At 53.3% G+C, this 24,542-nt stretch carries 29 protein-coding genes, 1 rRNA gene and 1 riboswitch; of the genes, 3 read left to right on the top strand and 27 right to left on the bottom strand.

Features of this window, described 5'->3' with window-relative positions; translation table 11 throughout:
* Both ACFPOF_RS29500 and ACFPOF_RS29505 read right to left on the bottom strand, forming a co-directional pair.
* Positions 1 to 193, bottom strand: a 16S ribosomal RNA gene (locus tag ACFPOF_RS29500); the annotation flags it as partial.
* 314 nt (positions 194 to 507) lie between these two features.
* Entirely contained in the window at positions 508 to 1,386 is an 879-nt protein-coding gene (locus tag ACFPOF_RS29505; RefSeq protein ID WP_378139053.1) for a nucleotidyltransferase-like protein, read from the bottom strand.
* 167 nt (positions 1,387 to 1,553) lie between these two features.
* Between ACFPOF_RS29505 and ACFPOF_RS29510 the strand changes: the two genes are divergently transcribed.
* A complete protein-coding gene (locus tag ACFPOF_RS29510; protein ID WP_378139054.1) occupies positions 1,554 to 1,916 on the top strand; it encodes a DUF2614 family zinc ribbon-containing protein in 363 nt (120 codons plus the stop codon).
* A 61-nt stretch (positions 1,917 to 1,977) separates the two neighbouring features.
* Here the strand turns inward: ACFPOF_RS29510 and ACFPOF_RS29515 are convergent, their stop codons facing one another.
* From ACFPOF_RS29515 to gatC, 8 genes are all read right to left on the bottom strand, one after another.
* Positions 1,978 to 3,567 (bottom strand): glycosyl hydrolase family 18 protein, encoded by a 1,590-nt coding sequence (locus ACFPOF_RS29515; protein ID WP_378139056.1) that lies wholly within the window; start codon positions 3,565 to 3,567, stop codon positions 1,978 to 1,980.
* 282 nt (positions 3,568 to 3,849) lie between these two features.
* Complete coding sequence (locus tag ACFPOF_RS29520) at positions 3,850 to 4,281, bottom strand: Fur family transcriptional regulator (RefSeq protein ID WP_378139058.1); 432 nt, start codon at positions 4,279 to 4,281, stop codon at positions 3,850 to 3,852.
* 123 nt (positions 4,282 to 4,404) lie between these two features.
* Positions 4,405 to 5,031, bottom strand: coding sequence for a hypothetical protein (locus ACFPOF_RS29525; protein ID WP_378139060.1), 627 nt, complete (start codon positions 5,029 to 5,031; stop codon positions 4,405 to 4,407).
* Between the two features lie 22 nt (positions 5,032 to 5,053).
* Positions 5,054 to 5,758, bottom strand: a complete 705-nt coding sequence (locus tag ACFPOF_RS29530) for an MgtC/SapB family protein (RefSeq protein WP_378139062.1) — start codon at positions 5,756 to 5,758, stop codon at positions 5,054 to 5,056.
* 89 nt (positions 5,759 to 5,847) lie between these two features.
* Positions 5,848 to 6,318, bottom strand: a complete 471-nt coding sequence (locus tag ACFPOF_RS29535; protein ID WP_378139064.1) for a GNAT family N-acetyltransferase — start codon at positions 6,316 to 6,318, stop codon at positions 5,848 to 5,850.
* A gap of 70 nt (positions 6,319 to 6,388) precedes the next feature.
* Complete coding sequence (gatB, locus tag ACFPOF_RS29540) at positions 6,389 to 7,822, bottom strand: Asp-tRNA(Asn)/Glu-tRNA(Gln) amidotransferase subunit GatB (protein ID WP_378139066.1); 1,434 nt, start codon at positions 7,820 to 7,822, stop codon at positions 6,389 to 6,391.
* Between the two features lie 12 nt (positions 7,823 to 7,834).
* Entirely contained in the window at positions 7,835 to 9,295 is a 1,461-nt protein-coding gene (gatA, locus tag ACFPOF_RS29545; protein ID WP_378139069.1) for an Asp-tRNA(Asn)/Glu-tRNA(Gln) amidotransferase subunit GatA, read from the bottom strand.
* A gap of 19 nt (positions 9,296 to 9,314) precedes the next feature.
* Complete coding sequence (gatC, locus tag ACFPOF_RS29550) at positions 9,315 to 9,602, bottom strand: Asp-tRNA(Asn)/Glu-tRNA(Gln) amidotransferase subunit GatC (protein WP_378139071.1); 288 nt, start codon at positions 9,600 to 9,602, stop codon at positions 9,315 to 9,317.
* Between the two features lie 161 nt (positions 9,603 to 9,763).
* Here gatC and ACFPOF_RS29555 point away from each other — a divergent pair, with 161 nt between their 5' ends.
* Positions 9,764 to 10,855, top strand: a complete 1,092-nt coding sequence (locus tag ACFPOF_RS29555) for an EAL domain-containing protein (RefSeq protein WP_378139073.1) — start codon at positions 9,764 to 9,766, stop codon at positions 10,853 to 10,855.
* 100 nt (positions 10,856 to 10,955) lie between these two features.
* Here ACFPOF_RS29555 and ACFPOF_RS29560 read toward each other — a convergent pair whose 3' ends face one another.
* Positions 10,956 to 11,339, bottom strand: coding sequence for an ATPase (locus ACFPOF_RS29560; protein ID WP_378139074.1), 384 nt, complete (start codon positions 11,337 to 11,339; stop codon positions 10,956 to 10,958).
* A gap of 251 nt (positions 11,340 to 11,590) precedes the next feature.
* Positions 11,591 to 11,759: riboswitch (cyclic di-AMP (ydaO/yuaA leader) on the top strand.
* 124 nt (positions 11,760 to 11,883) lie between these two features.
* Here ACFPOF_RS29560 and ACFPOF_RS29565 point away from each other — a divergent pair.
* Entirely contained in the window at positions 11,884 to 13,707 is a 1,824-nt protein-coding gene (locus ACFPOF_RS29565) for an APC family permease (protein ID WP_378139076.1), read from the top strand.
* Positions 13,708 to 13,737: 30 nt separating this feature from the next.
* Here the strand turns inward: ACFPOF_RS29565 and ACFPOF_RS29570 are convergent, their stop codons facing one another.
* The 16 genes from ACFPOF_RS29570 to ACFPOF_RS29645 form a co-directional block, all read right to left on the bottom strand.
* The gene (locus ACFPOF_RS29570) at positions 13,738 to 14,517 is read right to left on the bottom strand and encodes an ABC transporter permease (protein ID WP_378139078.1); all 780 of its coding nucleotides are present in this window, start codon (positions 14,515 to 14,517) and stop codon (positions 13,738 to 13,740) included.
* Positions 14,514 to 15,425: an ABC transporter ATP-binding protein gene (locus tag ACFPOF_RS29575; protein ID WP_378139080.1), complete on the bottom strand. Its 912-nt coding sequence runs from the start codon at positions 15,423 to 15,425 to the stop codon at positions 14,514 to 14,516. Before ACFPOF_RS29575 ends, ACFPOF_RS29570 begins: the two co-directional genes overlap by 4 nt.
* A 3-nt stretch (positions 15,426 to 15,428) precedes the next feature.
* On the bottom strand, positions 15,429 to 15,623 hold the full coding sequence (locus ACFPOF_RS29580; RefSeq protein WP_378139082.1) for a PLDc N-terminal domain-containing protein: 195 nt from the start codon (positions 15,621 to 15,623) through the stop codon (positions 15,429 to 15,431).
* A complete protein-coding gene (locus ACFPOF_RS29585; protein ID WP_378139084.1) occupies positions 15,610 to 15,873 on the bottom strand; it encodes a sigmaY antisigma factor component in 264 nt (87 codons plus the stop codon). Before ACFPOF_RS29585 ends, ACFPOF_RS29580 begins: the two co-directional genes overlap by 14 nt.
* Positions 15,866 to 16,210, bottom strand: a complete 345-nt coding sequence (locus ACFPOF_RS29590) for a YxlC family protein (protein WP_378139086.1) — start codon at positions 16,208 to 16,210, stop codon at positions 15,866 to 15,868. Before ACFPOF_RS29590 ends, ACFPOF_RS29585 begins: the two co-directional genes overlap by 8 nt.
* Positions 16,191 to 16,739 carry an RNA polymerase sigma factor SigY gene (sigY, locus tag ACFPOF_RS29595; protein ID WP_378139088.1) on the bottom strand — a complete coding sequence of 183 codons (549 nt, stop codon included), beginning with the start codon at positions 16,737 to 16,739 and terminating at the stop codon, positions 16,191 to 16,193. Before sigY ends, ACFPOF_RS29590 begins: the two co-directional genes overlap by 20 nt.
* 188 nt (positions 16,740 to 16,927) lie before the next feature.
* Positions 16,928 to 18,172: a M24 family metallopeptidase gene (locus tag ACFPOF_RS29600; RefSeq protein ID WP_378139090.1), complete on the bottom strand. Its 1,245-nt coding sequence runs from the start codon at positions 18,170 to 18,172 to the stop codon at positions 16,928 to 16,930.
* Between the two features lie 98 nt (positions 18,173 to 18,270).
* Positions 18,271 to 18,753: a hypothetical protein gene (locus ACFPOF_RS29605; protein ID WP_378139092.1), complete on the bottom strand. Its 483-nt coding sequence runs from the start codon at positions 18,751 to 18,753 to the stop codon at positions 18,271 to 18,273.
* Positions 18,754 to 18,780: 27 nt separating this feature from the next.
* On the bottom strand, positions 18,781 to 19,215 hold the full coding sequence (locus ACFPOF_RS29610; RefSeq protein WP_378139093.1) for a hypothetical protein: 435 nt from the start codon (positions 19,213 to 19,215) through the stop codon (positions 18,781 to 18,783).
* On the bottom strand, positions 19,212 to 19,358 hold the full coding sequence (locus ACFPOF_RS29615; RefSeq protein WP_378139095.1) for a hypothetical protein: 147 nt from the start codon (positions 19,356 to 19,358) through the stop codon (positions 19,212 to 19,214). Before ACFPOF_RS29615 ends, ACFPOF_RS29610 begins: the two co-directional genes overlap by 4 nt.
* Positions 19,359 to 19,374: 16 nt before the next feature.
* The gene (locus ACFPOF_RS29620; protein ID WP_378139097.1) at positions 19,375 to 19,524 is read right to left on the bottom strand and encodes a hypothetical protein; all 150 of its coding nucleotides are present in this window, start codon (positions 19,522 to 19,524) and stop codon (positions 19,375 to 19,377) included.
* Positions 19,525 to 19,564: 40 nt separating this feature from the next.
* Positions 19,565 to 20,458, bottom strand: a complete 894-nt coding sequence (locus tag ACFPOF_RS29625) for a hypothetical protein (RefSeq protein ID WP_378139099.1) — start codon at positions 20,456 to 20,458, stop codon at positions 19,565 to 19,567.
* Between the two features lie 20 nt (positions 20,459 to 20,478).
* Complete coding sequence (locus ACFPOF_RS29630) at positions 20,479 to 21,417, bottom strand: hypothetical protein (protein WP_378139101.1); 939 nt, start codon at positions 21,415 to 21,417, stop codon at positions 20,479 to 20,481.
* Entirely contained in the window at positions 21,411 to 22,826 is a 1,416-nt protein-coding gene (locus ACFPOF_RS29635) for an ATPase, T2SS/T4P/T4SS family (protein WP_378139103.1), read from the bottom strand. Before ACFPOF_RS29635 ends, ACFPOF_RS29630 begins: the two co-directional genes overlap by 7 nt.
* Entirely contained in the window at positions 22,823 to 23,659 is an 837-nt protein-coding gene (locus ACFPOF_RS29640) for a hypothetical protein (protein WP_378139105.1), read from the bottom strand. Before ACFPOF_RS29640 ends, ACFPOF_RS29635 begins: the two co-directional genes overlap by 4 nt.
* Positions 23,656 to 24,375, bottom strand: coding sequence for a CpaB family protein (locus tag ACFPOF_RS29645; RefSeq protein ID WP_378139106.1), 720 nt, complete (start codon positions 24,373 to 24,375; stop codon positions 23,656 to 23,658). The genes ACFPOF_RS29640 and ACFPOF_RS29645 overlap by 4 nt, the downstream gene beginning before the upstream one ends.
* Between the last annotated feature and the right edge of the window lie 167 nt (positions 24,376 to 24,542).

The raw sequence follows: 24,542 nt of genomic DNA on the forward strand, positions 1-24,542 counted from the left end.
CAAGCGATGTATCCGGTCTTAGCATTCGTTTCCGAATGTTATCCCGATCTGAGGGGCAGGTTGCCTACGTGTTACTCACCCGTCCGCCGCTAACCAAGTTTGAGAGCAAGCTCTCAAACAAGGTCCGCTCGACTTGCATGTATTAGGCACGCCGCCAGCGTTCGTCCTGAGCCAGGATCAAACTCTCCATAATAGTTGAAGCCGAAGCTTCTTATTACAGAGCCTTTTGAGGCTCATTCACTGCTGGTCTTACTTTTGTTTCTTACGCTCTATGTTCAGTTTTCAAAGTACAATTTTGTTTCTCATCTTTCGTCGTTCGCGTTAGCGGCGACTAGAAGAATATATCACAGTTCGTATCTTCAATGCAAGTACTTTTTTTAATTTCTTTTGCATTTCCGATTTCGTACTGCGCCGCGTCGTTTGTCTTTTTCAGCGGCGAGTTATAATTTATCACAGAACGAATGCCTAAGTCAACACTTGATTCGACATTTCTTTCACTTCTTTTCATCATACTTTCGAGGCGTATTTGAGCTCCAACAATCCGCTATAACCAAGGGGGGACGACCTGATCGTTTCCCTGATGCAACCCCGGCTGACAAGCTTCTGCAGAAGAACGGACAGTTCGAGCGAGAGTCCCGCCAGATCAGGATGAAGCTTTAATTCCGCAGGTGTCCACCCTTCCGCCCTACTCTCGATCAACCGAATGAGTAACGCGCACGAGGACTCCATTTTATTCAGAATCGAAAATTCGCAAGCAAGCAACACCAATTGCACTCGTTGTTCAAGCGTTTCTCTGCTTGTCGTCAATTCCTCAAATAACTTATAAATCCCCGGATTAACCCGTCGCATCTGCTCCCATACGGTCAATTCCGGCTGCATCCCTTCTTCCAGCAGCGCTATGTGCGCCCAATAATGAAGGGATGATAACACGTTCGAGTAAGCATCGAGCGCTTGGCCGTCCGCCAAATCTTGCTTCGCCTGCAAATACGAACGAACCAATCGGGAAAACTCGCTAAGCAGCTTCCTCTCCTTCATCAAAGGAGAGCCTTCCAATAACCGCGCGCGTAGCATCGCCAAATACCCACCTCGGTCGATCAGCAGATCCCCTTGAAGCAGCCAATAGATCACATTGCGATTGGAACCACTTACGATCCAGCTTTCCAGATGCTCGGGAGAAACACGCCTTACGAGTATCCGATGATCGTTCCACATCCAATGCTCCGTATCTTTGACCGGATCGGGCGCATCCGTCACGACAAGCGCCAGGCGGTCCATGCCATCGATAAGCTGCCGGTAGGAAAAAGGATTCGCCACGAGCAGGAAGCTGACGAGTCCTTCTTCTTTGCCGATCAAACCGATAATAGCGTCTCTTGGCGATTGCGACACTTTTTATTCACATCCTGTTCTAAACGTAGTGAACCACATCATAGCAAGGTGGTCTGCTCCACAAATGTAAGCTATAATGGAGTACGCGAATAAAGTTAAATTCTACAATAGAACTCGCGTTTCCTGCCGGGAATTGCGAATCATCGTAAGATAGGGGATAAATCGAAATGAAATGGAAAGCGAGCAAAATTTCATCGATGCGTACTTGGGGACTTCTCCTAGTGCTTGTCGGTATGGGCGTCATGGTATTCGGGACAAGCGGCATTCTGCTGTTCGGCAATGTCGGTAAAATTATCGCCGCCGTATTCATGGTGTTCGGGTTGATCAGTTGCTTCATAAGCATGGGCATCTACTTCTATGTCGGCGTTCTGTCGACGAGCGCGCCAGTTATCGATTGTCCAGAATGCAACAAAAAAACGAAAATGCTTGGAACGACCGACCGTTGCATGTATTGCCACACTATCCTGACCTGGGACCCGACGGTCGCGACGAATACAAACACGGAAATACCCTCGAGCCCGCAAGCTTAATCAGACGCTTTAAAACAGAACCCCTCCGGAGAAAATTCATCCGGAGGGGTTTCTTATGAGATCAATATCCGTTTTGCAGTGCTTGATCGAGCGCCGACCATACATCCTTCGATTCGAAGCCGCGCCTCCATGACGCAACGCCTGCCAAACCGTGCGTTATCGCTAGCTTCGCGCGTGCGGCAATCGTCGACGCGTCTTCAATCCATATTTTTTTGACGGCATTGCCGTCCTTGAATTCCACATACTTCTGACCTGTTTCTTCTGACAAAGCCGGTGTTAACTTCTTCTCGGCGACCAGTGAATTGACAGCGTTCATGCTCATCGTCTTCGAAGATACTTTCGTTCCGCCTTTGCCGTCCGGTTCTTCCGTCCAAATCCGCGTGTAGAACGGCATACCCAAAATCAACTTGCCAGGAGGCACCCTATCCTCCTCTATAATGCGCTGAACGGAGTTCTCCGCCCACGGCAAGGAGGAAACCGAACCAGCCGAAGGACTGGAAGCCCAATGTTCGTCATAAGCCATCACCATCATATAGTCGACAACGGCGCCTAGCTTCTCCCGATCTAGAAACGCCGACCACATTTCGCTGTTCGACTTTGGCGTAACGTCGACCGAGACAACCAAGTTCTGCTCGTGAAGAAGCGGCGTCAGCTCTCGGACGAATTGCACGAAGTTTTCTTTATCTTTCGTATATACATTCTCAAAGTCAAGATTAATCCCTTGTAATTTAAAAGCTTTCGCATACGCCAGCACCTGACGAATCATCGCGGACCGAGTGTCAAAAGTCGATAAAGCCTCATGCGTGCGGTCCGGTTCGAATCCGTTGCTGAACATTCCCCATACTTGAATGCCCTTCGCCCTCGCCCACGCGGAATAAGAAGCGTCGGCCTTGCTTCTAATGTCACCTTTGCCATCGAGAAGTTCGAACCACGAAGGGCTTACGACATTAACGCCGGCCATTTCCACGATCTGATCCGTGTCGGGGTTTTTGTTATATACGGCTTCCCATGTCAAGTTGATTCGCTTGCCCTCCATATGCCAGGCTACGAACGGTTCTTCATTCCCCTCCGACGAAGGGACTTGTTCAACGGAAAGCAGCGATATGCCACTTTTGGCCACATAACCAATATACCCGTTCTCTGACTGCGCTTTGTACCAACCCTCTTCTTCTCCCCATACCCGAAGCCGCGTGCCCGCTTCCAATTGCTCTACGATGGCAAACTTCTTGCCTGCGCCTTCGCGGAGAGCGATTCGCTTCTTCTTCCCTGCGACGGGTACTTCGGCATGCTGAACCTTTTCTCCCGGTAACAACAGCGTTAAGATATTTCCCTTTGTGCCGAACTCCGCTTTCAAACCGAACAATTCGGTCAACGGGGCAACCGGAAGCCACACTTTCCCGTTCGCGTTTTTGGCAGCGAATCGCAATGCGGTCGGTTTGCTGTTTAACGTCGCGTCCAACGCTCCGGTTTTGAAGTGCAGTACTTCTTTATCCGTCGTCAAAATAATCGATTCTGTTTTCTTCTCATAGGCAACGCCGTCACCGAGCAAGGAGCGTGCCGTATCGAGAGGGATAAGGAGCCCTTCACCCTTCCCATCGGCATATTCGCCAGTCCATGCTCCCTCTGCCATAATCGCTTGAGGTTTGGCCATATATTCAGGAGTCACCATTGAAGTATTGCCTTCGAGGGATATCTTCCACCACATCGCAGCCGCAGCAGCAACTACGAAACAAATAGCAAGTCCTATCCAACGGCCTGATCGCCGGCGTCTCTTGCGAGGACCGGCAGCAAGGTCGGTATGCAATTGCGTTCACTCCTTCTCAACTATAAAAGAAACGACAAATCGCCCTATAAAGTTGCTTAGCCAAATAAAAAACACGCGAAGGCGTCTACCTTACCGCGTGCTTTATTCCGACTGGCTTTGTGCCAATAATCAAGAATGCATCCCTCTGCACCCTGGACAAATTCCGTATATTTCCAGCCTGTGACCCAGAACGGTGAACCCAGTCGATGATGCGGCCACACGCTCCACTTCTACTACGGGCGGGTGGTCGAAATCGACGATCGTGCCGCATGTCGTGCACGTCACATGGTAATGATCGGACATATCCGCATCGAAGCGACTGGAATCGTCCCCGTATTTCAGTTCCCGCACAAGCCCGGTGTCGACGAAAACCTTTAAATTATTATACACGGTAGCGACGCTTAAGCTCGGAAACTGCGGCGACAGCGCCTTAAAAATCTCATCTGCCGTCGGGTGCGTACAAGACTCCATCAAAAATTGCAAAATCGCGTATCGTTGCGGAGTCATGCGGACGCCGCCCGATTTGAGCTGGTCCACGGCATGCTCGACCTTGAATTCCATGCCCTCACAGCCTTTCGTTAATAACGTCTGCCCATCGAGTTCATGTCGACGATGCTTAGTCTTTATTCTATTGTTCTCATTCGAAGGTTGTCAATGGAAGATCTGCCCCTAACGCGGGAAGGGTTAGTTTTCTTTGCGATGATCCGCCTTATTCTCCCACACCCACAATGCGATGCCGGCTCCCACAAGAAGAACGGCTCCGACGATCGCTCCCGACGAACGAAACAGGTGGTTCATAAAGTTGTCGCCTATGATGCCCACAAGCACGATGCCCACGCCGACGAGCAGAAGCATGCCGAGAGGAGAGATGCTCCGATGCGCTTGACCGTCATTAGGATTCAAAGGGACTTTCGTTAATGGAATCGAATGTTGCGACTCTCCGACCATCGGTTGTTCCGGGGAATGTTCCATGTAAGGAACATTCGGAGGAATCGGAGGCAACGGCTGTGCAGCATACGCGGCTTGAGCGACCTTGCGTTCATTAACCGCATCGGTGCTTTGGATCGCATCAAACAAACTATAGAAGTAGATGATCGGCATGAGCAAACTAAGCAGCACGATAGGCAACACATTATCGTCGTCCATCGAGAGGTAGACGATGCCCAAAATATCCAACACGATAAGCATCATTATGACGATTGCCTTTACCATCAAGCCGAGATACATATGGCCGATTCCCGGAATAAAGAATGCCAGGCTACCGGCGATCCATTTTTTCTTTGTTACCGGCTGAGCTACCGGGTAGTTCATCTTATTCCCTCCATGTAATAACCTATTCTACCACGATTCCGATGACGCCTTGCAGCCGGCTGATGTCGTTCGCAACTTCAAGCAATTGCCCTTTGCCCGGAAGCACGACGCTCATCGTAATTCGACGTCTTCTAGCATCGGGATCGTCAAGCGTCACTTCCGATTCTTCGAATCGCACTTTGACGAGTTTTACTCCATGGGCGTTAAGCAGTCGCTGAACGTCGTCGATCTGCAACACACCTCCCGCCGTCGTAATCGAGAACGAGCAATCGCTGCGACTGTTCACGAATTTTTTCTCTACAATATTCAGTCCCCATAAAATCAGCAGCACCATAATGACGGAGACAATCGCCGGCAAATAAAATCCTGCCCCTATTGTCAGGCCGATAGCCATCACGACCCAGACGGATGCCGCCGTCGTCAACCCGGTAATCGATTTGCCGGTAAACAGAATCGTACCGGCCCCGAGAAACCCGACACCGGTAATGACCTGCGCCGCAAGTCTGGCCGGATCGAGCCTTACGTTAGGCTCGTTCACAAAATCGGCGAATCCATACATCGACAACATCATGATCAAACAAGAACCCAGACAAACCAGCGTGTGGGTACGCAGACCCGCAGCGTGATTTTTGCGCTCCCGTTCGAACCCGATTAGTCCGCCCAGCAGCACGGATAGAAACAACCGGATAATCAGATGCACGCTATCGATTTCCCATGGGTTAGTCATGTGCATCACTTCCGGAAGCAATATTTTCTTCATTGTAGCACGCGAGAATTTGGCCATTCAACGGTTTTTCGGCGGGGACGAACCTAGTCTTAAGTCGAGTGGATCGGTTCGCGAACAAGTCGAAGCAGCATCACACCAGGCGAAGGACTAAACGTATCTCTGCCCTGAAAACCGAATCGTTCGTACAAAGAAATCGCCGGCAAATTACGCACTTCGGCAGTGACTGTCCAACAACTGTTCTCTCGCCCTGCCAACAAGCTCTCTACTAACTTTGTCCCGATTCCTCGCCGGTGGTGATCGGGATGCACCATCAGTCTGCATATCGTCCACATCGTGCCGTCAAGCTCGCACGAGACGGCGCCGATCAGTTCACCCGCTTCGCTCTCGAAACCGATGAAGCTTTCACCGCACGACTGCAGCGTCTCAACCGTATCCCTCAACGGCGGCAAGTCAGATACGCCGATGAGCGCCGCTTCAGCCCGGTAAGCTGGATGCTGCAACGCCCATATGGCCTCCGCCGTCTCCCGATCTCGAATGTCCAGTTCATGAATGCCGTTCATGCGCATGTTCCTTTCTTGAACAAAACGACAAATCCGCCGAAAGCGAATTTGCCGTTTTGGATAATTAGACTTAAGCGTTCAGACGCTCAATCAGCAATTTGTTGACGAGACCCGGGTTGGCTTTGCCCTTCGTTTCTTTCATGATTTGCCCGACAAGGAAACCGATCGCCTTGTCCTTGCCTCCGCGGTAATCTTCGACCGATTGCGGGTTGGCGGCGATTACCGAATCCACAATCGCCACGATGGCGCCTTCATCGCTAATTTGGACAAGTCCTTGCTCCTCGACGATCGCTTGCGGAGATTTGCCGGTTTCGAGCATGGACTTGAACACCGTCTTGGCGATTTTGTTGCTGATCGTACCTTTCTCGATCAATTGAATCATCTCGCCCAGCCCTTGGCCCGTCACCTTCACGTCACCAAATTCCAAATTGTTCGCGTTTAAATAACCGAGCAAGTCGCCCATAATCCAGTTCGCCGACGCTTTGGCATCGGTCGTATGCTTCAAGCTTTCCTCGAAGAAATCGGCTAGCTTCATCGAAGCGGTAAGAACGCCGGCGTCGTAGGAGGACAGACCGTATTGCTCGATGTATCGAGCCTGACGGGCGTCCGGCAGCTCCGGAATCGACGCTTTCACGCGCGCTTTCCATTCTGCATCGATATGGAGGCGGACGAGATCAGGGTCCGGGAAGTAACGATAATCATGCGCTTCTTCCTTGCCGCGCATGCTGAACGTCTTTCCTTGCGTTTCGTCCCAACGGCGCGTTTCCTGAACCACTTCTCCGCCGCCGTCAAGGATGTCCGCTTGACGCAGCTCTTCGTATTCGAGGCCGCGCTGCACGCCGCGGAACGAGTTCATGTTTTTCAACTCGGCGCGCGTGCCGAACTTCTCCTGCCCGTAAGGTCGGAGACTGATATTGGCGTCGCAGCGCAGGCTGCCTTCTTCCATTTTGACGTCGGAGACGTCGCAATATTGCATGATCGCGCGAAGTTTCTCCAAGTACGCTTTCGCTTCTTCCGGAGACCGGATATCCGGTTCGGACACGATCTCAACGAGCGGCGTACCGACACGGTTTAAGTCGACGAGCGAGCCGAAGCCGCCATCGATATGCGTTAGCTTGCCCGCGTCTTCTTCCAGATGAAGGCGAGTAATGCCGATCCGTTTCGTTTTGCCGTTCACTTCGATGTCGATCCAACCGTTCTGTCCGACCGGTTGGTCATATTGCGAAATTTGATACGCTTTAGGCGAATCAGGGTAAAAATAGTTTTTCCGGTCGAATTTGCACCATTCCGCGATTTCGCAATTGATCGCCATGGCGGCTTTCATCGCGTATTCGACCGCCTGGCGGTTCAACACAGGAAGTACGCCCGGATGACCGAGACAGACCGGGCAAGTATGCGTATTCGGCGGCGCGCCGAAGGACGTCGAGCAGCCGCAAAAAATTTTCGATTTCGTATGCAGCTCGACGTGGACTTCGAGGCCGACGACCGTTTCGTATTTGGACATCGATTTTTCCTCCTAGGACAATGCCGGACGCGAAGCGTGGAAGCCAGTCTGGCTCTCGAATGCGTGCGCCGCTCTTAGTACCGTGCTTTCGTCGAAAGGCTTGCCGATAATTTGCAATCCGACCGGGAGACCGTCCGCCATGCCGCACGGAATGCTGATAGCCGGCACGCCCGCAAGGCTGACCGGAATCGTGCAAATATCATTTAAGTACATCGTCAGCGGATCGCCGACTTGCGCGCCGAGCTTAAACGCCGGCGTCGGTGCCGTCGGACCGACGATAAGATCGTATTTCTCGAAAGCTTGATCGAAGTCGCGCTTGATGAGCGTGCGAACTTGCTGAGCTTTCTTGTAATAAGCGTCATAATATCCGGAGCTTAGCGCATACGTACCTAACATGATCCGTCTTTTTACTTCCGGTCCGAATCCTTCGCTTCTGGACTTGCGGTACAAGTCGATCAAGTTCGCCGGATTGTCCGCGCGCACGCCGTAACGAACGCCGTCGAAGCGAGCAAGATTGGAAGAAGCCTCGGAAGAGGCGAGCAAGTAATAAGTCGCGATGGCGTACTCCGTATGCGGAAGCGAAATTTCTTCCCATGTCGCTCCAAGCGACTCGTAAACTTTGAGCGCTTCAAGCACGCGTTCCTTCACTTGAGGGTCGATGCCTTGGCCGAGGTACTCTTTCGGCACGCCGATGCGCAGCCCTTTGACATCGCCCGTCAACGCTGCGGTATAGTCCGGAATATCGACTTTGGCGGACGTGCTGTCGCGCTCGTCATGGCCGGCGATCGCTTGCAGCACATAAGCGGAATCCTCGACATTTTTCGTGATCGGCCCGATCTGGTCAAGCGAAGACGCGAACGCGACGAGACCGAACCGCGAGACGAGGCCGTATGTCGGCTTCAAGCCGACGACGCCGCAATAAGCAGCCGGTTGGCGAATGGAACCGCCTGTATCGGAGCCGAGCGAGAAGTACACTTGCCCTGCGGCGACGGATGCGGCGGAACCGCCGGATGAACCGCCGGGAACGCGCTCCAAGTCCCACGGATTGCGAACGACGCCGAAAGCGGAGTTCTCGTTGGAACCGCCCATTGCGAATTCATCCATGTTCAGCTTACCGATCGTAACCGATTGCGCCGCATGCAGCTTCGTCACGACAGCCGCATCGTAGATCGGATCGTGGTTGGCAAGAAACTTCGAGCCGCACGTCGTGCGCAGCCCTTCGGTAACGATGTTGTCCTTGATGCCTGCCGGCAAGCCGAACAACAGCCCTCTTTCCCCGCCGTCAGCAATTTGTACGTCAAGCGCTTTCGCCTGCTCGCGCGCGCCTTCTTCGTTCAGCGCCAGAAACGCGCCGATCCGCTCGTCCGTACCGGAAATCCGTTCGAACGCATGCTCTACGAGCTCTGATACGGATAATTGCTTATGTTGAAGCCGATTATGTACTTCGGACAGTTTCAAATCGAAAAGCGACATGCTTAAATCCTCCTAGTCGTTATTCCAGCACGGCAGGCACTTTGAACTGCCCATTTTCTTCTTCAGGCGCGTTAAGGAGAACTTTCTCGATCGGCCAGGAAGCTTTTACCGTATCTTCTCTCATAACATTGGCCAAAGGAAGAACGTGGGTTGTCGGCTCAACGCCGTCCGTATTCAATCCGTTCAACTTCTCCGCGTATTTCAAGATTGCATTCAGTTGTCCGGAAAATTGTTCTTTCTCCGCATCGGACAGCTCGAGACGGGCCAGATTGGCGACATGCTCAACATCTTTAATCGTAATGCTCATAGTTGCTTCCCCCTCCTAATACCGCATATCCGCTCATTCTTTTCATTATATCGGACAAACTAAGGGAACTCAACGACACTTTGCAAGCCTAGGGCGTATCTGAAAATCTGCTGCCTTCGGAGTTTCCAGACACGCCATTCGCTTGCGGACAGGAGGATAAGATGCCCCGATACTATCGCGCGAAATTTCCGTCGCCGCTTCGGGATGCCGGTCTCGTCGAGTTCGCGTCGGACGATCCAGTCTTGCGCCGAACGCTCGGCAAAGCTGTCGAAAATACGTCGAACGATGTTACGTCTCCGCTTGCGACAACCTACGACGTTCCCGAGCAATTGCTAAAGTTACTCGGTCACCTGCAACGCAATATGTCCGTCGCAGACGCGGACAACGTTCGCTGCAGAATCGATTATGGCGACCCCCGAGTGTCGGCTGACCATCTTGAAGAAACGATAGACGAAGCCGATGTGCCGGACAGTAGTACGGACGGTTGGTTCCCGCTTTCCGCCCTTTTCGGTCAAATCGGCGGGATCAGCGTATCCGACTACATTTTGTATCGGATCTTCACTCCGCACCTTCAACCGATCGTGGCAACCGACCGCCGACCGATCGGTTACGAATTTCTGCTCCGTCCGTTGCCGGAACAAGCCCCGTTCCGACCGGCGGAACTATTCGAGACCGCGCGCCGTACCGGCCATCACGCATTCCTCGACCGCGCGGCGCGACATTCTGCCATTCGCATGGGAGCTTCCCATCTGCCGCCGGGGACGAAACGATTCGTCAACTTCCTCCCATCGTCGCTCCTTCATCCGGCATCGTGCCTGAAAGACACGTTCGACCTAATGAAAGCTACCGGAACGGCTCCGGAAGATTGCGTCTTTGAAGTGATAGAAACCGAACCGCTGGATGAGAACAAACTAGGTCGCGTTTTCGACGTCTATCGGGATCAACGGGTCAATCTTGCCCTCGATGATGTCGGCAGCGGTTTCGCTACGCTCGGTGCTGTCGAACGATTAAAGCCGGATTATGTAAAAATGGATCGCAGATGGGTCAGCGGTTGCGACGCGGATACGGCCAAGCAGAAATATATCGATGGTTTGTTGGAAAGAACGTCCCGGTTCGGGGGGAACGTTCTCGCCGAAGGGGTCGAGCGCGAAGAAGAATGGAACTACTTGCGCAACGCGGGCGTCCCCCTGTTTCAAGGCTACTTGTTCGGTAAGGCGATGCCTCTGCCCTCTCACGTGACCCTGTACGCTTAACGGCGCAACGCCGACATTCACGCAACCATTTTCGGGTCGGCGCGAATGTCGGCGTTGCTTTGTTCGTTTTAGCTTTCAGGCTTATGTGGCTCGAGGTGCTTTAAATCCACGCCTTCAAATTCACTTGGCGAATGAACTCTTCGCGGCTCAACACTTCCTTGCTCGTCTCTTCGGCCGGCTCATCTTCCGCTTGATCGCCGTTCATAATTCTTTTGAATAATTCCTCGTTGCGGGTTGCTAGAGCGAAATCGATCAGCGCTTCCTTCTCGATGCGCGCCGCTTCGAGCTCCAACATTGTCTCTTCCAATTCGATATCTCCGCCGGGCACGTAAAATTGCCTATTCGCTTTCGGAACCCGGATTACATAATCAAACGCGCTGTCGTTGTTCCGGTCATAAGCGATCACATAGCCGTATTCGCCTAAAGGCAGCTTCTGCTCAAACCGGTCATCGACAATGATGATCCTTTCCCCAAGCTTCAACATGTCGACTCTCCCCTCTCGCAACTATCGTTATAAGCCTATCCTACTAGAAATAGATTCCGATATGCAAATGTTGTCGCACCCGGCAAACAAACATTTCGAGGTACAAGCTTAATTAAGAGGCTACGATTAGAGCCGAACCCATGTATGCGCATTCATGGTCAACTATTGCCTTTGACGGGTATTTTCCGGCTGAAATCCCGATTTTACAGCAACGGCATCGAAGGAATATGATTTATCCATCCCATTCATCATGCATTGCAACGCTGAGTTTTCGTCACGAAAAGCGGGGGAACCACCGGCATCTTTTTGACAAATGCCAACCGGGGTGAATCGGCTGCGCCGTCATGAACGGCAGCCGTAGGGCGACTCTACGCGCCCGAATCCGTCAGCTAACCTCGTAAGCGTCCTTAGAGAGCGAAACAACTTCGGTTCGATTGTAACCGCGGGGGTCTTCCTCTGCGGTTTTTTGTCGTGCTGAAAGCCGCTGAATCGGACACATTAACAAGAAGTAGTTAGAATCAAAATCATTCGGCGGTGAAAAGACATGTTTTCCATCAAAAGATTGTTAATCGGACGCCCCCTCAAGTCAACGGCATTAGGGGAGCAGAAACTGAACAAAACAAAAGCGCTGGCCATCCTTTCTTCCGATGCGCTTTCCTCTGTCGCCTACGGCCCAGAGCAAATTTTGATCGTTCTCGCCACGCTTGGCGCGGCAGCGTTCTGGTATTCCGTTCCGATCGGGATCGGCGTGCTTGTCCTTCTGACGGCGCTCATCTTGTCCTACAGGCAAATCATCTATGCCTATCCGCACGGCGGAGGCGCCTACGTCGTTTCCAAAGAAAACCTCGGCGTATGGCCCGGTCTGATCGCCGGCGGCTCCTTGCTTGTCGATTATGTGCTAACGGTAGCCGTAAGCGTCTCGGCGGGCACCGACGCGATTACGTCCGCCTTTCCGAGCTTGCATGAGCATACAGTGCTTATCGCGATCGTTTTCGTCTTGTTTACAACGGTGCTGAACTTAAGAGGCGTGACGGAATCGGCCTCGATCCTCGCTTATCCCGTCTATTTGTTCGTGTTTGCGTTGTTTATCCTCATCGGGGTCGGACTTTATGACATCGCAACCGGCGCTGTTACCCCTGATGCTCACGTGTCCATCGGAACTCCGGTCGCCGGGATCAGCCTGTTTTTGCTGCTGAAAGCTTTCGCTTCTGGCAGTTCGGCACTGACAGGCGTCGAAGCGATCTCCAACGCCATTCCTAATTTCAAAACACCCGCTCCGGTGAATGCCTCACGCACGCTTCTTGCAATGGGCACACTGCTCGCTTTACTGTTCTCGGGCATTGTGTTTCTCGCTTATTACTACGGGATCAGCCCTCTGGCAGAAGTGACGGTCGTGTCGCAAATCGCGGAGCAAACGTTCGGCCGCCATTTCATGTACTTTTTTATTCAGGGAACAACTGCCTTGATTTTGATCCTCGCAGCGAACACCGGTTACTCGGCCTTCCCGTTGCTGGCAGTAAACCTGGCCAAAGATAAGTTTATTCCGAGAATATTTACCGCCCGCGGCGATCGGCTCGGTTATTCGAATGGCATTATTACGCTTGGCTTCCTGTCCATCGTGCTTATCGTCGCTTTCCAAGGGAACACCGAGCATCTCATTCCGCTCTACGCCGTCGGCGTATTCATTCCGTTCACGATGTCGCAAACCGGAATGATGGTCAAGTGGATCCGGCAAAAACCGAAAGGCTGGATCAGCAAGCTTGTGATCAACTCCATCGGCGCTCTCATCAGTTTCACGGTGTCGTTGATGTTCTTCATCACAAAATTCGAGCAAGTGTGGTCGGCTATCATCTTCTTGCCCGCGATCATCTATGTGTTCCACCGCATCAAGAAACACTACGAAGCCGTCGGCGATCAGCTTCGCTTATCGACGTGCGAGCCGTCGTTACCGATCGAAGGGAACGTATTTATCCTCCCTGTCTCGGGTATTACCCACGTCGTCGAGACGTCGATCAAATACGCTCAGTCGCTGTCGGCAAACCAAATTATCGCCGTTTACATTCCGTTCGAGCGGGAAGAGGAAACTGTTTTCGAAGAGAAATGGCACAAGTTCCATCCCGACATCCGGCTTGTCACATTGCATTCCCCGTATCGTTCGATTGTTCAACCGCTCATGAAATTCATCGACACCGTCGAGCGGAAAGCGAACGAATCCAATTACCAAGTCACCGTCGTCATCCCGCAGTTCATCCCGAAAAAAGGATGGCATAATATCCTGCACAACCAAACGAGCCTGATGATCCGCGCCCGGCTGCTCTACCGCAAAAACGTTATCGTGACGACGGTTCCTTATCATTTGAAAAAATAAAAAGGTGAATCGGAAGGCCGGCCCTGCTACCTAGCTAGGGTAGGAGGAGCCGGATGACGATGAACGGCGAACGGCCAGCAGTAAAAGCGCCGCTATGCAAATCGCCGCAGCGAATGCAGCCGTTCCCCATGTGACGCTGCCTGCTGTCAGCCGAGAAGCTGCAGCCGCATTCAGTCCGGACGGCAACCAGTCCAATTTCGGCTTTAACGTCGCCTGAACGATTTGCAGTGCCGTTACGAAGCCGAAAGCGGTGAATGCCGCTCCGGCGGGCGAACGAATAATCGCGCTGAAAGCAATCGTCGACGTCACCCCAAAAAGCAGCCATCCGATGTAAAGCAGCATAGATGACAGCGCGGCAACCGAATCCGGCTCTCCGATCAGCAGGAGGGTATAGTACCAAGCGCCGCCGTAGCCGAGCGCGAAAGAAACGACAACGAGCAAGCTGTGCATCATCCACTTGGCCAATACGTACGCATAGGGGGATGTCGGTTTAACGAGTATCCAAGCCGCCGTCCCGCTGCGTTTTTCCCCCGAGATCGTCCCCATGAAAGCAAGGCAAATGGCCAACATGCCGATCGTATCGTATTGCCCCAGCGTCTTGGCCAGCACTTCTCCCGGCTTTGGTATCGGAATTTGAATGATCGTCCCTTCAGGTAAAGAGCCGGCGGACGACAAAATATCCGGCATGAACTTTACGGTAATCGGTTGGATGAGCCCGAGCAGCAAGAACACCGCAGGGAGCCATATCCACTTTGCCGTACGAAGCGATTCCCGCCATTCCTTTAGCAACAGTACGCTCATAACGTTCATTCGTTCAACGCCTCCACAAACCATTGTTCCAACGACTTTCGCGCGACTTCGAATGCCAGCAGCTTTATGCCGCCTTCAAGCGCAGTTCTCAGTGCCGTTTCGCGCACGCCGTCGATGTCGTCCGTCTCGATGCTGCGGCTGTAACGACTTGTCGCCGACATTCGCACGCCAGGCAGCTTCTCCAGCGTTGCAAGCCACTCGCTCGCGTTGTCTCCGGCCTCGGTCTCGATTCTAATATACGGACGTCCAGCAGATTGCCGAATATGGTCCATCTCTCCCTGAAGAACAACGCTTCCCTTGTTCATCAAAATAATGTCGTCGCATACCTGCTCCGCATCGTGAAGTACGTGCGTGGACAGCACGATCGACATGTCCCGTTTCCATTGCTCCAGCATCGTCAGCACCTCGCGCCGACCGATCGGATCAAGCGCGGACACCGGTTCGTCCAGCAGCAGCAGACGCGGCCGATGAATAACCGCCTGCGCCAAGCCCAGCCGCTGCTTCATCCCCCCTGAATATCCCCCGACTCGCCGATCGGCCGCATCCGTCAATCCCGCTTGCTCCAGCAATATTTTCGTGCGGTTGGACGCTTCCTTCGCCGAAAGTCCGCACAGTCTGCCTGCCGTTTCCATCGTTTCCCTGCCTGTCATCCAGCCGAAGAACGCCGGCTGCTGAGGGAGAAATCCCATCCAGCGTCTGCGATCAGCAGGCAGTCCACCCTCCGCGAGCATCTCGCCTGAAGTCGGCTCAAGCAACCCTGCGAGAATGGACAGCGTCGTAGTTTTACCCGCTCCATTAGGACCTAACAGCGCGATGCAGCGGCGATCACCGATCGAGAAGCTGGCTTCGCCTAGCGCGATGGTTTGGCCGTAACGTCGTCCGATTCGTTGTGCCGTTAGCAGCTTCAATGGTCAATTCTCCTTCCGGCCGAGCGAGAAGAACAAAATAGGCCCGACGATATTCAAGCACACAATAATGAACACCCACACCCATTTGTTCCAGCGCACCGACTTCGCCCGGTACAGCACCGTTAACGCCGTCGCCATCAGCACAATTTGAATGACGGCTATGGGCAATAGCAACATGAGCAATTTAGAATCTATCATCCGAATCTCCTCCTGTTTCCCGTTCTTGCGTTGCGGCAAGTTCCCGCTTCCGCTTGCGTTTCTTCCATTGCTGCAACGCGATATAAGTCAATGTCGGCAGCGGCGCCTGAATCAGTCCCCATAGCCCCCAAAGCCACGGTTTGCCGCCTTCGCGGCGGGCGTGCAGGAACAGCAGCGTGCTTTGCGTCAGCAACAGCAACCCGAGCGACAACCAGAACCACCAGCTAGTCGCTAACATTTCCTCATTCATAGGTCGCCTCTTCCTTGCTTCGCTTTCGCATGCTGCGAATTTCCCCGACAATCAACGAGCTGCCGAAGAGCAGCGCCATGCCCTGCAATGCCCAGAAACCGGCAGTGAAGCCGGTTGCGAGCAGCACAACGCCAGCTATTGCCGGTACGGCCACCGACCAGAACAACAATAGCTCCCGCCACAGCTTTCGTCTCGCGATTCCGCGTCGTTCTCGAACGAAAGCTTCCCACGTCTCGATCGGCGCCGGAGAAGACGGGAAAGCTTCGTCCAGTCGATTCCATGTCTCATGCAAATCTGCTGCCAGCTTTTCGTCGCTTTCACGATCCGGCGTTGTCATGTGCATTCAGCTCCTCTCGCAACTTGCGGGTGCAATTAAAAATTCTCGATTTGACCGTTCCCGAAGGAACGGACATCATTTCTCCGATCTCCTCGTAGGTGTAGCCGTAATAATGTTTGAGAACAAGCGGCAGACGCTCCTCCGGAGACAGCTTATCCAGGCTTGCCAATAGTTCCGTCCACTCCTGCCCTCGGGAAAGGGACTCCCATTGCAGCGCCGACGCTCTGGCTTCCTCCATCAGCGTTCTGCTCTCCCGCTTTCGTTTCCGAATCGCGTCAATGAACAGTCTTGTGCCGATTGTAATAAGCCATGACGAAAATTTGGAGCTGCCGTCGTACTTTCCGATGTTTTCGATGGCACGAATCATCGTTTCCTGTGTAACATCTTCCGCCTCGGCGCGATTCATCGTTACTTTCAGCAAGTATCGAAATACCATTTCGTAATTATCGCGAAGCAAAGAGGCCAGTTCGGAATCGGATATTCGGCCTGCTCGATGCGGTTTTGCGGGTTGGGGCATGCCGCTTATCATCCGCCTTCCTCTTGGGCTGTGATCGCAAGTCGACAGTAATACGTTTCCCGGGATCAGATCGTTCATATAAAAAATAAAAAAAAATCATCGGGCACCGCAGTAACGGATTCCGATGATCATTGGTTCTGTATGGTCGGTTGGACGGCTACTTAAGTTGGACGGCAGCACGAGCAGACGAACAGATGGCGCTACGAATGCTGCTTTGAATAAATACCTTCGGGAGAAACGGTAAGCGCCCGACAGCCCGTTTCCGTAATGACGTAGGTGTTCTCGATGCCGACAACCCCAACGCCGGGAAACGTAAACTTCGGCTCGACTGCGATCGTCATCCCCGCCTCCAGCGGATCGCGGAAGCCTTTCGCCAGCACCGGCCATTCGTCAATCTCAAGGCCAATGCCGTGCCCGAGAAACTTCACCTGGTCCCGTCCGTAACCCATGAAGTTCGAAGACAGTCCTGCCGCTTCGGCCATCATGAGCGCTTCGGCATATATTTGTTCCGGGATAGCTCCCGGCTTCAGTTCTTGCTCGGCGCGGCGAATAATCGCTTCCGCCGTCTCATAGGCTGCCCGCAGCTCCGGGGACAGCTCACCGATGACGGCGGTGCGCGTCTGGTCGATCACATAGCCGTCGATGCAGCAGCCGATGTCGATCAAGATCGGTTCGTTGCGACCGATCGGGCGCAAGCTTGCGCTTTGCGGAGCTGCCGGGGAAAGGCCCCGCCCGCCCGTCGGTCCATCGAAATAGGTCGGTTCGGCCGCCGCATCACCCGCAGCAACGACACCGGTCATAATTTCCTGATTGTATCCTCTCATGCGCATCAATCCGATATGTCCGTGACTCCGCAGCTCTCGTTCGATAGTCGCCATCAGTTCCAGCTCCGTCATGCCTTCATGCAGACGCTCGCAACCTACATCAAGCGCTTGCGCCACCGCTTCGGCCGCACGCTCGATACGGGCGATCTCATACGGCGTTTTCACGCTGCGCGCCTGGCGAAGCAACCCGGACGCGTCCGTCAGCTTTGCTTGCGGCACGGCCTCCGTCAGCCTGAAATAGAGCTGCGTCGGCATCACATCGAGATCGGTGCCGATCAAGGGGACAGACGAGAAGGAAGAAGGCAGGGAACCTTCAGAAACCGTTGCGCCGAACAGTTCCGGGTAATCCGCCTCCAACTGCCGCCCAAAATTTCGAAACGACCCGAGCTCCGCCACTTTAACGTTCGATTCGCTTAAAGCCCGAGCTACGCTTCTTCTGACATAATAAGTCGACTCCTCCACCGCGGGCACAAACAAATAACCGGTCTGCATCGAGCCTGTATAATAGTAAATGCCGACGTTCTGCGTCACCAGGCAGCCGCTTAGCCCTTGCGATTTCATCATCTGTTGCAGCTTCAACCGTCTGTTCAGCCACTCCTCGCGCGGCGGTTCGATATGCATAGTCAGTAACGCTCCTTCTCGCTTGTCTATCCACGCTACCATTAGAGCAAATGTCGGGCGGCTCGTCAACTTGCAAATTCGACTCAAATTAGATCCCGTCAGTATACAAGCTCAGCAGAACCTTTCAAATCCCATGCGACCGGAGACAACACGCCAAACATGCGAGGATACGCAACATGTACAATTAGTACGACGCCGGGCCGTTCTAAGGTCACTTCGTAGTCGTAACTTTCGTTCCGGTAAGTGTACGGGAACGTTTCGCTATCGTTGACGACGACGAATACCCGTACATCGACCGCTTCTCGCAAAAAACTGCCAGGGAGCGGATTAAGAGACTCGTCCAATGAAAGATTGTTGCGCAAATATTCCCGAGCGGCCGTACTTGCCAGCGACGGCTGCAGAGAAAGTATGCCCATCTCGAGCTTATCGCCGTCGATCTGCTGTGCAGCCGCATGAGCGGCCCGATCCACTGCCCGCTTCGCGTCGTGAACAGTCCCCATCGCCATCTCTTCATCCATCTGCAAAGCGTGTAACATCCACCACAATACGATCATCAGCACGCTGAATACCAGCTTCGCCATAACGGACAATCTCCTTGCTTCCGAAGCTTAATCGCTCCTAGCAACATACTCGCTCATCTTCATTCCCCCGCCGGCAATTCTCGCTTCGCCAGAAGGCGGTTCCAAACCGATCAAGCGGTCGATCTGCAATAAATTCTCGTAAGGATAAGCGATTCGGAGCCGAATACCCGTCCCTCGGCGCAGCGGCGATGAAGCGTTCGTCGCCTCCTCTCCCGACGTGGAAACGACCTCGTATTCCAGTCTGACAGGATTGAATCCGTAGCCGGCGAGTCGTTCCCGGGATTGCGCAACCATTGCGCCGTCGATATAACCGAATCGGCCGCTTGCCCCGATCTCCAGCATATAGTCCGCTTCTTGTTGAAGGAGCGCTTGCCGGATGACGAGCACATGCTTGTAGATCGGGGAAAACATCAGCCAGCAGAACAACGTCGAGAAAAGGACGAACACAAGCAGTTGCTTCACGGGCTTATGCGCGAAATGGCGTCCGCCATCCGGTTGCCCGAGCCCGCGATCGTTTCTTTCGCTCCACCCTCGCCTTGCGCAAACGACGCGTACAGGAGCGTAACTGTCGCAATCAGAAGCATCGTCATCAACAACTGTCTCATGTGATTCCTCCCTTCGTTACGGCTGCAGATTGCCTAAAGTCGTGTTTGCCGTATTGCCGTGCGTCTCGATACGATCCCGCGTTCCCGTGTTATCAGCTGCAATGATCGCATTGAACATGAGTGCGACGACGATCAGCATCATCACCGTAATCAAAATATTGCGCATCTTCTCGCCTCCTCTCTAAAGTTCATTTTGAACATCCTCTCTACGGGTTTAACGCGTCAAACAGCTTTCCCGCCTCTTGCACCCACGGGTATAGAAAAATTTGAAACGTGTACAGGATCGGAATGCCCGCAAACACGAACAACACATAGGAAGTTGTCTCTTTGCGGCCTTCTTTCGCCAGCCTAATCTGCTCTTTGTAATCTCTTAACATTTCCCTCAACAAATCGTAAATGTCTTCGCTCTCATTCAGCCTCAGCGACCTTAAACATTCGGCAAAACCGTATGCTTCATCCGTCCCAAGCCGGGTTTTGAACCGCTTTAGCGCGGCATCGGCGTCATAATACCACTCGTTCAGCAGCAGCCCCATCTCGGAGCGAGTTTGCCTGGTTAACGGCAAACATTTCATGAGCTTGCCATGCAAATGAAGTCGCGAGCCCGTGTAATAAAGCAACTGACTGCTAACGGCGACGAGTTCTTTACGAATACGTTCTGTCCGATAACGTCGAAACGCCTGCAGCCACGTTTTGTCGCTCCACATCGCCGCACAACCGATGAGCGCCGCGAATAACAAATACCACGGGAACATGCCAGATAGAACGCCCTGATTCAGCAACGTATATAGCCCACCGGCGATCACGGGAAAAAGCGTTAGCAAACTTCTCCGGTGCGCCAAATACGACGACGGCGAGTACCGGATGCCGCAGCCGGAAAGCAGAAGTTTCCTTTCCTGGAGCGCCACGCTCGGCGCGTCAGCGCGCCATGTTCGGAGCCACCATGTCGGAGCCTTCCTTCCGCGCCAGTTTCTCCAGCTCACGTTCCAACGGGCCCTGGGCGTCGTGAAGGCACGCAACAGAATCGCAATTGCGATGAACGACGCAGCGAATTGCACGATGGCACCGAGCCCTGCCGATACGTTTCCTGTCCATTCCGCCATCCGTCTCCTCCCTCACCTGTTTATAGTTTTCTACGCGATAAATAAATGCCCATCAGAAAGGAGCCAAACAGCAGTAAAGCGGCGTTCAGCAGCATGTTACGGCCCCCCGCATCCCTGAAGTAATACTCGTAACTTCCTTGCGGATTAAGCCGGAAATTCACAATCAAGAACAGACCGAGAAACAAGATCGGCGCAAAATTCGCCATGCGGATTTCCAGCAGCTTATGCCGCTCGACAAGATTGGCCAACTGGGCTTTGCGCATGTCCGAGATCAACTCCTTTAAGTTGTCGGCGACATTGTTGCCTTCCTCGAGCGCGACTTTTAAAATATTGCCGAAGTAGTCCGCCCAAACGCTGCCGAACGATAACGCGAACTGACGCAAGCTGCCTTCGTCATCGCCGTTCACCGCCAGATTTCTAAGCAGTTGCTCGAATGCAAGCTGCACTTCGCCAGGTAATCGGCGCTCTTCGACGGCCCGCTGCAAAGCGATGCGAATATGCCGGCTTCCCGTTACGAGATAACTCTGATAGAACAACTCCACGGCGGGCAAGAAATCAAGCCTCGTCGCCAGCTGTCGATTCACGAGAGACAGCCGAAGCAGTAAATACGGGAGTCCTCCGCATATCAAGGCGAGCACCGCCGCCGACCGAACGGAATGAAAGACGATCGCCCCGCAGAATATCCCCGCGATAGCCATCGAAATCGAGCAGCCGAAAAAACTTGTTGGCTTCATCCTCCATTCGAGCGCCATCATTGCGTCTGTGACGTGAGCGAGCAGAGCGTTCGTACGGATAAGCCTCCGGCTTGCAAGCGAGATGCCCGCCTTCTTCGATTGGTGCGAGAACAAACGCCTCTTTAACGCTTCGCTATCCCACCAAGCCGTAAGTCCGTACCGAATACACGCGAACGTAATCCAGAAGAGGAATACCGCTAGTGCGGCGATTGCCGATTTCAGCATGGCGCCTCCTTCCCCGGTTCATCCTGAACGATGTCTGCTGCACTCGGGCAGATTCTCGCGGTTTTGTGCCTCGTTCTCTCGGAGAACGGTTGCGGAAATTCCCAACTTCCGGACGCTTCGTCGTATCGAATCAAATCTCTTACCGTAACAGCGCCGTCGCGCCACTCGAATTCTCCGACACGTACAAGCTTCCGCTCACCGCCGATCAGTCGCATTTCGAAGCCGATATGCGTAACGTGTTCGGTGATGCGCCTAAGCATCGATACCGGATTCATTCCCCGCCCATCCAACATACACATGTCCGTTATCGTATCGGGAACGTCCTCTAATGCGGTTGCGTGAACGGAAGTAATGCTCCCTTCGTGGCCGCGAGTGCAAGCACGGACATAAATGTTCGCGTCTTCGTCGCGAATTTCGGCATGGCAGATTCTTCGGGGCGATTGTCTGAGCGCCAGCTTGAAAGCTTGGCGCGGACCGTGCAGCGGATCGTCTTCTTCCGCCTCGTATTCGACGACGTTTTTTCCCGGAAAATCCCTGGCGAGATTAAGCTCGAACCGACTTTCGATCGTAACGATCCGTTCCTCGTCCGGCATGGCGGCGATGAGCGCTTTGATTAAATGCGTTTTCCCTGTATTCGTTGCACCGATCACTACCATGTTTAGCCGGCTGTGGACGATGAGCAGAATCAGTTGCCTTACCCTGTCATCCATCGTCCGATATTCTGGCCGGCAAAGCGTCTCCAGACTGAATCGTTTGACTGTGTACAGCCGAATCGTCAACGTCGGCTGCGCCGTAAAACCGAAGCCGGTCAACGTTACGCGCGAACCATCGAGCAGCAACACTTCAGCCCAGCGTTTACGCGGATTGATTCTATCGTTGTTAAACAGGACAAGATTCTGCTGGATCCTCTCGACGTGGCCGATTTCCTGAAACCGATATGGGGAAGCGACAGCCATCCCGTCACGCACTTCGAATATCCGCGTACCTACTACCTGAATTTCTTCGAGTCCTTCCCTGTTGCGCAACACGAGCTCAAGAACGTTCATCCCGATTACTTCCGCGAACAATGCTTCCGCAAGAGACGAGTAAGGTAATCCGCCGAACGAAACGTGCTGAAGCCGCTTCTTGATAATCCAATCTGCGATAATCGCTAGCATCTCCGCCCGCTCTTGCGGAAAACCGATTATCGCCCGATTCAGCTTCTCCGCGTATGCCCTTCTTTCTTCATCGCTCCATCCGCGCGGCGAAGCTAGCATATGGCGTACTTCTTCCGTATGCGACCTAAGCTCGTTCAGTCCGGCGGATGCTCCTTCCGCATGTTCTTCAGCGGCCGAAGCCGGTTGCAACGTAGCTGCGTAAGCGGTCGTCGAGAAACGAACGGGGGCATTAGATACCGACTCGATGCTCATAACAAGCCTCGCCGGTGCTTAAGCAGTTTTCTGAACCAGGGCATGTCGGTTTTACGCATTCTTGATTGCCAATCGAGCCGTTTAAGCATAGGGACCGCCACTTCATCGAATGCAGAAGAAAGATGATTTTGCTCAGCCAGCCATTCATCCAATCTTCCGCTGTCGAGCTGTAAATGCGCGCTTTCCAGCAGTTTCAGTTCTGTCCATTCGGCGCATCCGACTTCTTTGCGAATTTCTCTCATCCCGTATCCCCCCGTCATTCGTTGATTCCGCTTCAGCATGACCAGCCGGAATTGTTCCGGCGTCATGCCGAATTGCGATCCGACCTGAAAGGTCCACCGATGTACATCTTCTTGAAAGTGACTGAGACTGCCGGTCGTCACAAGATACCTGTCGTCCGCTTCCTGCATCGCGCACACGGTCGCCGCATTATCCCAATAGGCGCTTACATCTGCGATCGTCAGCTCAAACGCTTGCCTGGAAGCAGCTAACAGCCGCCGAATGTCCTCCGGTTCGTAATATTCGGCTTGCTCTCGGGCCATGTTGCCGAACAGTACGCGAAGCTCCCCTAGCGCCGTCGAACGGTACGCGTATTGTTTCAGCTTATCCCCATTCAACGTGCCAGCTCTTAGCTCCGGTCGGACGCCGTCCAGCGTAACTTCCGGCTTATCCACGCCCAAATACAAATGCGTCTTCGCGCTCTTCAAGTTCAAACACAAGTAGCCGACACTTCTCCCGGTCAACGCCGCGACTCTGTGCGCGGTGCCGAACGCCGCAAGAGATGTTCCGATGTTCGGCGTCGATCCAGCGAAAACCGCCAGCTTCCCCGTCATCTCGTCACCTCCTCGCCGGCCCCTCGAATCGTTGTCCCAATAGACGCTATAATCAACTTCGCTTTGCCTTCCTTGCAGGCGGAGTCGAGCATGAGCCACTGCTCTTCGGTTAGATTCAAGTTCACTGAATCGACCGTCCCGTTCGCGTCGCGCCGAGAAGCGTACATCGCTTCTTTATCCCCGTCCGCCAAGGAAAGCAAGTTCGGGTTTTTCGGATCGTCGATCTCGATATTCGCCGCCGTCTTCACGCCAGCGACCGTAACCGGACGCTCGTACATTTTGCGGGATGTCGTTTCTTCTCCGGACAAGTAGACAAGCACCTCGTCACCCGCGCGGATACCGCCGGCAATCGATTTGACGTATTCCCTCGGAATTTGAAAAGTCGATTGCCCTTTCGACGGCAACAAGCGGTATTTGCCGATTTTCCATGCGAGTAACGGTTCGTTGCTGCCGAGCGGGATGGCCGTCTCCATGCCGATTGCGTCTTTGACATCGGTGAGCATCTCTGTTGCCACGGCGGAGCGAGGCAACGTCAGCATCGTTAAATGCTCCTGTCCAAGCCTCGTTCCTGCTCCTATGAAAGCCTTCGAAGCAACAACCTGTACAGTCTCTTCCAGTCGAATTTGCCTAAGTTGCAATTCATATACGCCGTAGACTAGCACCCCCGCGAGAACGGCGGCCGACAACCCGATCGACGCTTGCCTTCTCCTGTTCATGTAACCCCTTCTTTCTGTTGGAAAATAAAAAAACGCAGGCGCGAAGGTTTCCCTTCGTCGCCTGCGTGCTTCGCAGTCGTTTGGATTTCATATGTTTGTGCTTCCAACTAGGCTCAATATAACAAATGAAAATACAGGTGTAAAGCGTTATTTTACATTTTACCACA

Origin of the sequence: Cohnella soli, from assembly GCF_042655525.1 — a bacterium.
In the GTDB taxonomy this organism is placed as follows: domain Bacteria; phylum Bacillota; class Bacilli; order Paenibacillales; family Paenibacillaceae; genus Cohnella; species Cohnella soli.

Coding starts and splice junctions, on each gene's coding strand:
- ACFPOF_RS29580 (WP_378139082.1), bottom strand. CDS start 15,623: ATGATAGATTCTAAATTGCTCATGTTGCTATTGCCCATAGCCGTCATT.
- ACFPOF_RS29630 (WP_378139101.1), bottom strand. CDS start 21,417: ATGCTGAAATCGGCAATCGCCGCACTAGCGGTATTCCTCTTCTGGATT.
- ACFPOF_RS29555 (WP_378139073.1), top strand. CDS start 9,764: ATGCCCCGATACTATCGCGCGAAATTTCCGTCGCCGCTTCGGGATGCC.
- ACFPOF_RS29570 (WP_378139078.1), bottom strand. CDS start 14,517: ATGAACGTTATGAGCGTACTGTTGCTAAAGGAATGGCGGGAATCGCTT.
- gatB (WP_378139066.1), bottom strand. CDS start 7,822: ATGTCCAAATACGAAACGGTCGTCGGCCTCGAAGTCCACGTCGAGCTG.
- ACFPOF_RS29605 (WP_378139092.1), bottom strand. CDS start 18,753: ATGGCGAAGCTGGTATTCAGCGTGCTGATGATCGTATTGTGGTGGATG.
- ACFPOF_RS29515 (WP_378139056.1), bottom strand. CDS start 3,567: ATGGCCAAACCTCAAGCGATTATGGCAGAGGGAGCATGGACTGGCGAA.
- ACFPOF_RS29525 (WP_378139060.1), bottom strand. CDS start 5,031: ATGAACTACCCGGTAGCTCAGCCGGTAACAAAGAAAAAATGGATCGCC.
- ACFPOF_RS29635 (WP_378139103.1), bottom strand. CDS start 22,826: ATGAGCATCGAGTCGGTATCTAATGCCCCCGTTCGTTTCTCGACGACC.
- gatC (WP_378139071.1), bottom strand. CDS start 9,602: ATGAGCATTACGATTAAAGATGTTGAGCATGTCGCCAATCTGGCCCGT.
- ACFPOF_RS29520 (WP_378139058.1), bottom strand. CDS start 4,281: ATGGAATTCAAGGTCGAGCATGCCGTGGACCAGCTCAAATCGGGCGGC.
- ACFPOF_RS29600 (WP_378139090.1), bottom strand. CDS start 18,172: ATGCATATCGAACCGCCGCGCGAGGAGTGGCTGAACAGACGGTTGAAG.
- ACFPOF_RS29615 (WP_378139095.1), bottom strand. CDS start 19,358: ATGAGACAGTTGTTGATGACGATGCTTCTGATTGCGACAGTTACGCTC.
- ACFPOF_RS29565 (WP_378139076.1), top strand. CDS start 11,884: ATGTTTTCCATCAAAAGATTGTTAATCGGACGCCCCCTCAAGTCAACG.
- ACFPOF_RS29620 (WP_378139097.1), bottom strand. CDS start 19,524: ATGCGCAATATTTTGATTACGGTGATGATGCTGATCGTCGTCGCACTC.
- ACFPOF_RS29535 (WP_378139064.1), bottom strand. CDS start 6,318: ATGAACGGCATTCATGAACTGGACATTCGAGATCGGGAGACGGCGGAG.
- ACFPOF_RS29585 (WP_378139084.1), bottom strand. CDS start 15,873: ATGAATGAGGAAATGTTAGCGACTAGCTGGTGGTTCTGGTTGTCGCTC.
- ACFPOF_RS29510 (WP_378139054.1), top strand. CDS start 1,554: ATGAAATGGAAAGCGAGCAAAATTTCATCGATGCGTACTTGGGGACTT.
- gatA (WP_378139069.1), bottom strand. CDS start 9,295: ATGTCGCTTTTCGATTTGAAACTGTCCGAAGTACATAATCGGCTTCAA.
- ACFPOF_RS29640 (WP_378139105.1), bottom strand. CDS start 23,659: ATGACGGGGAAGCTGGCGGTTTTCGCTGGATCGACGCCGAACATCGGA.
- ACFPOF_RS29645 (WP_378139106.1), bottom strand. CDS start 24,375: ATGAACAGGAGAAGGCAAGCGTCGATCGGGTTGTCGGCCGCCGTTCTC.
- sigY (WP_378139088.1), bottom strand. CDS start 16,739: ATGATAAGCGGCATGCCCCAACCCGCAAAACCGCATCGAGCAGGCCGA.
- ACFPOF_RS29590 (WP_378139086.1), bottom strand. CDS start 16,210: ATGACAACGCCGGATCGTGAAAGCGACGAAAAGCTGGCAGCAGATTTG.
- ACFPOF_RS29530 (WP_378139062.1), bottom strand. CDS start 5,758: ATGACTAACCCATGGGAAATCGATAGCGTGCATCTGATTATCCGGTTG.
- ACFPOF_RS29625 (WP_378139099.1), bottom strand. CDS start 20,458: ATGGCGGAATGGACAGGAAACGTATCGGCAGGGCTCGGTGCCATCGTG.
- ACFPOF_RS29560 (WP_378139074.1), bottom strand. CDS start 11,339: ATGTTGAAGCTTGGGGAAAGGATCATCATTGTCGATGACCGGTTTGAG.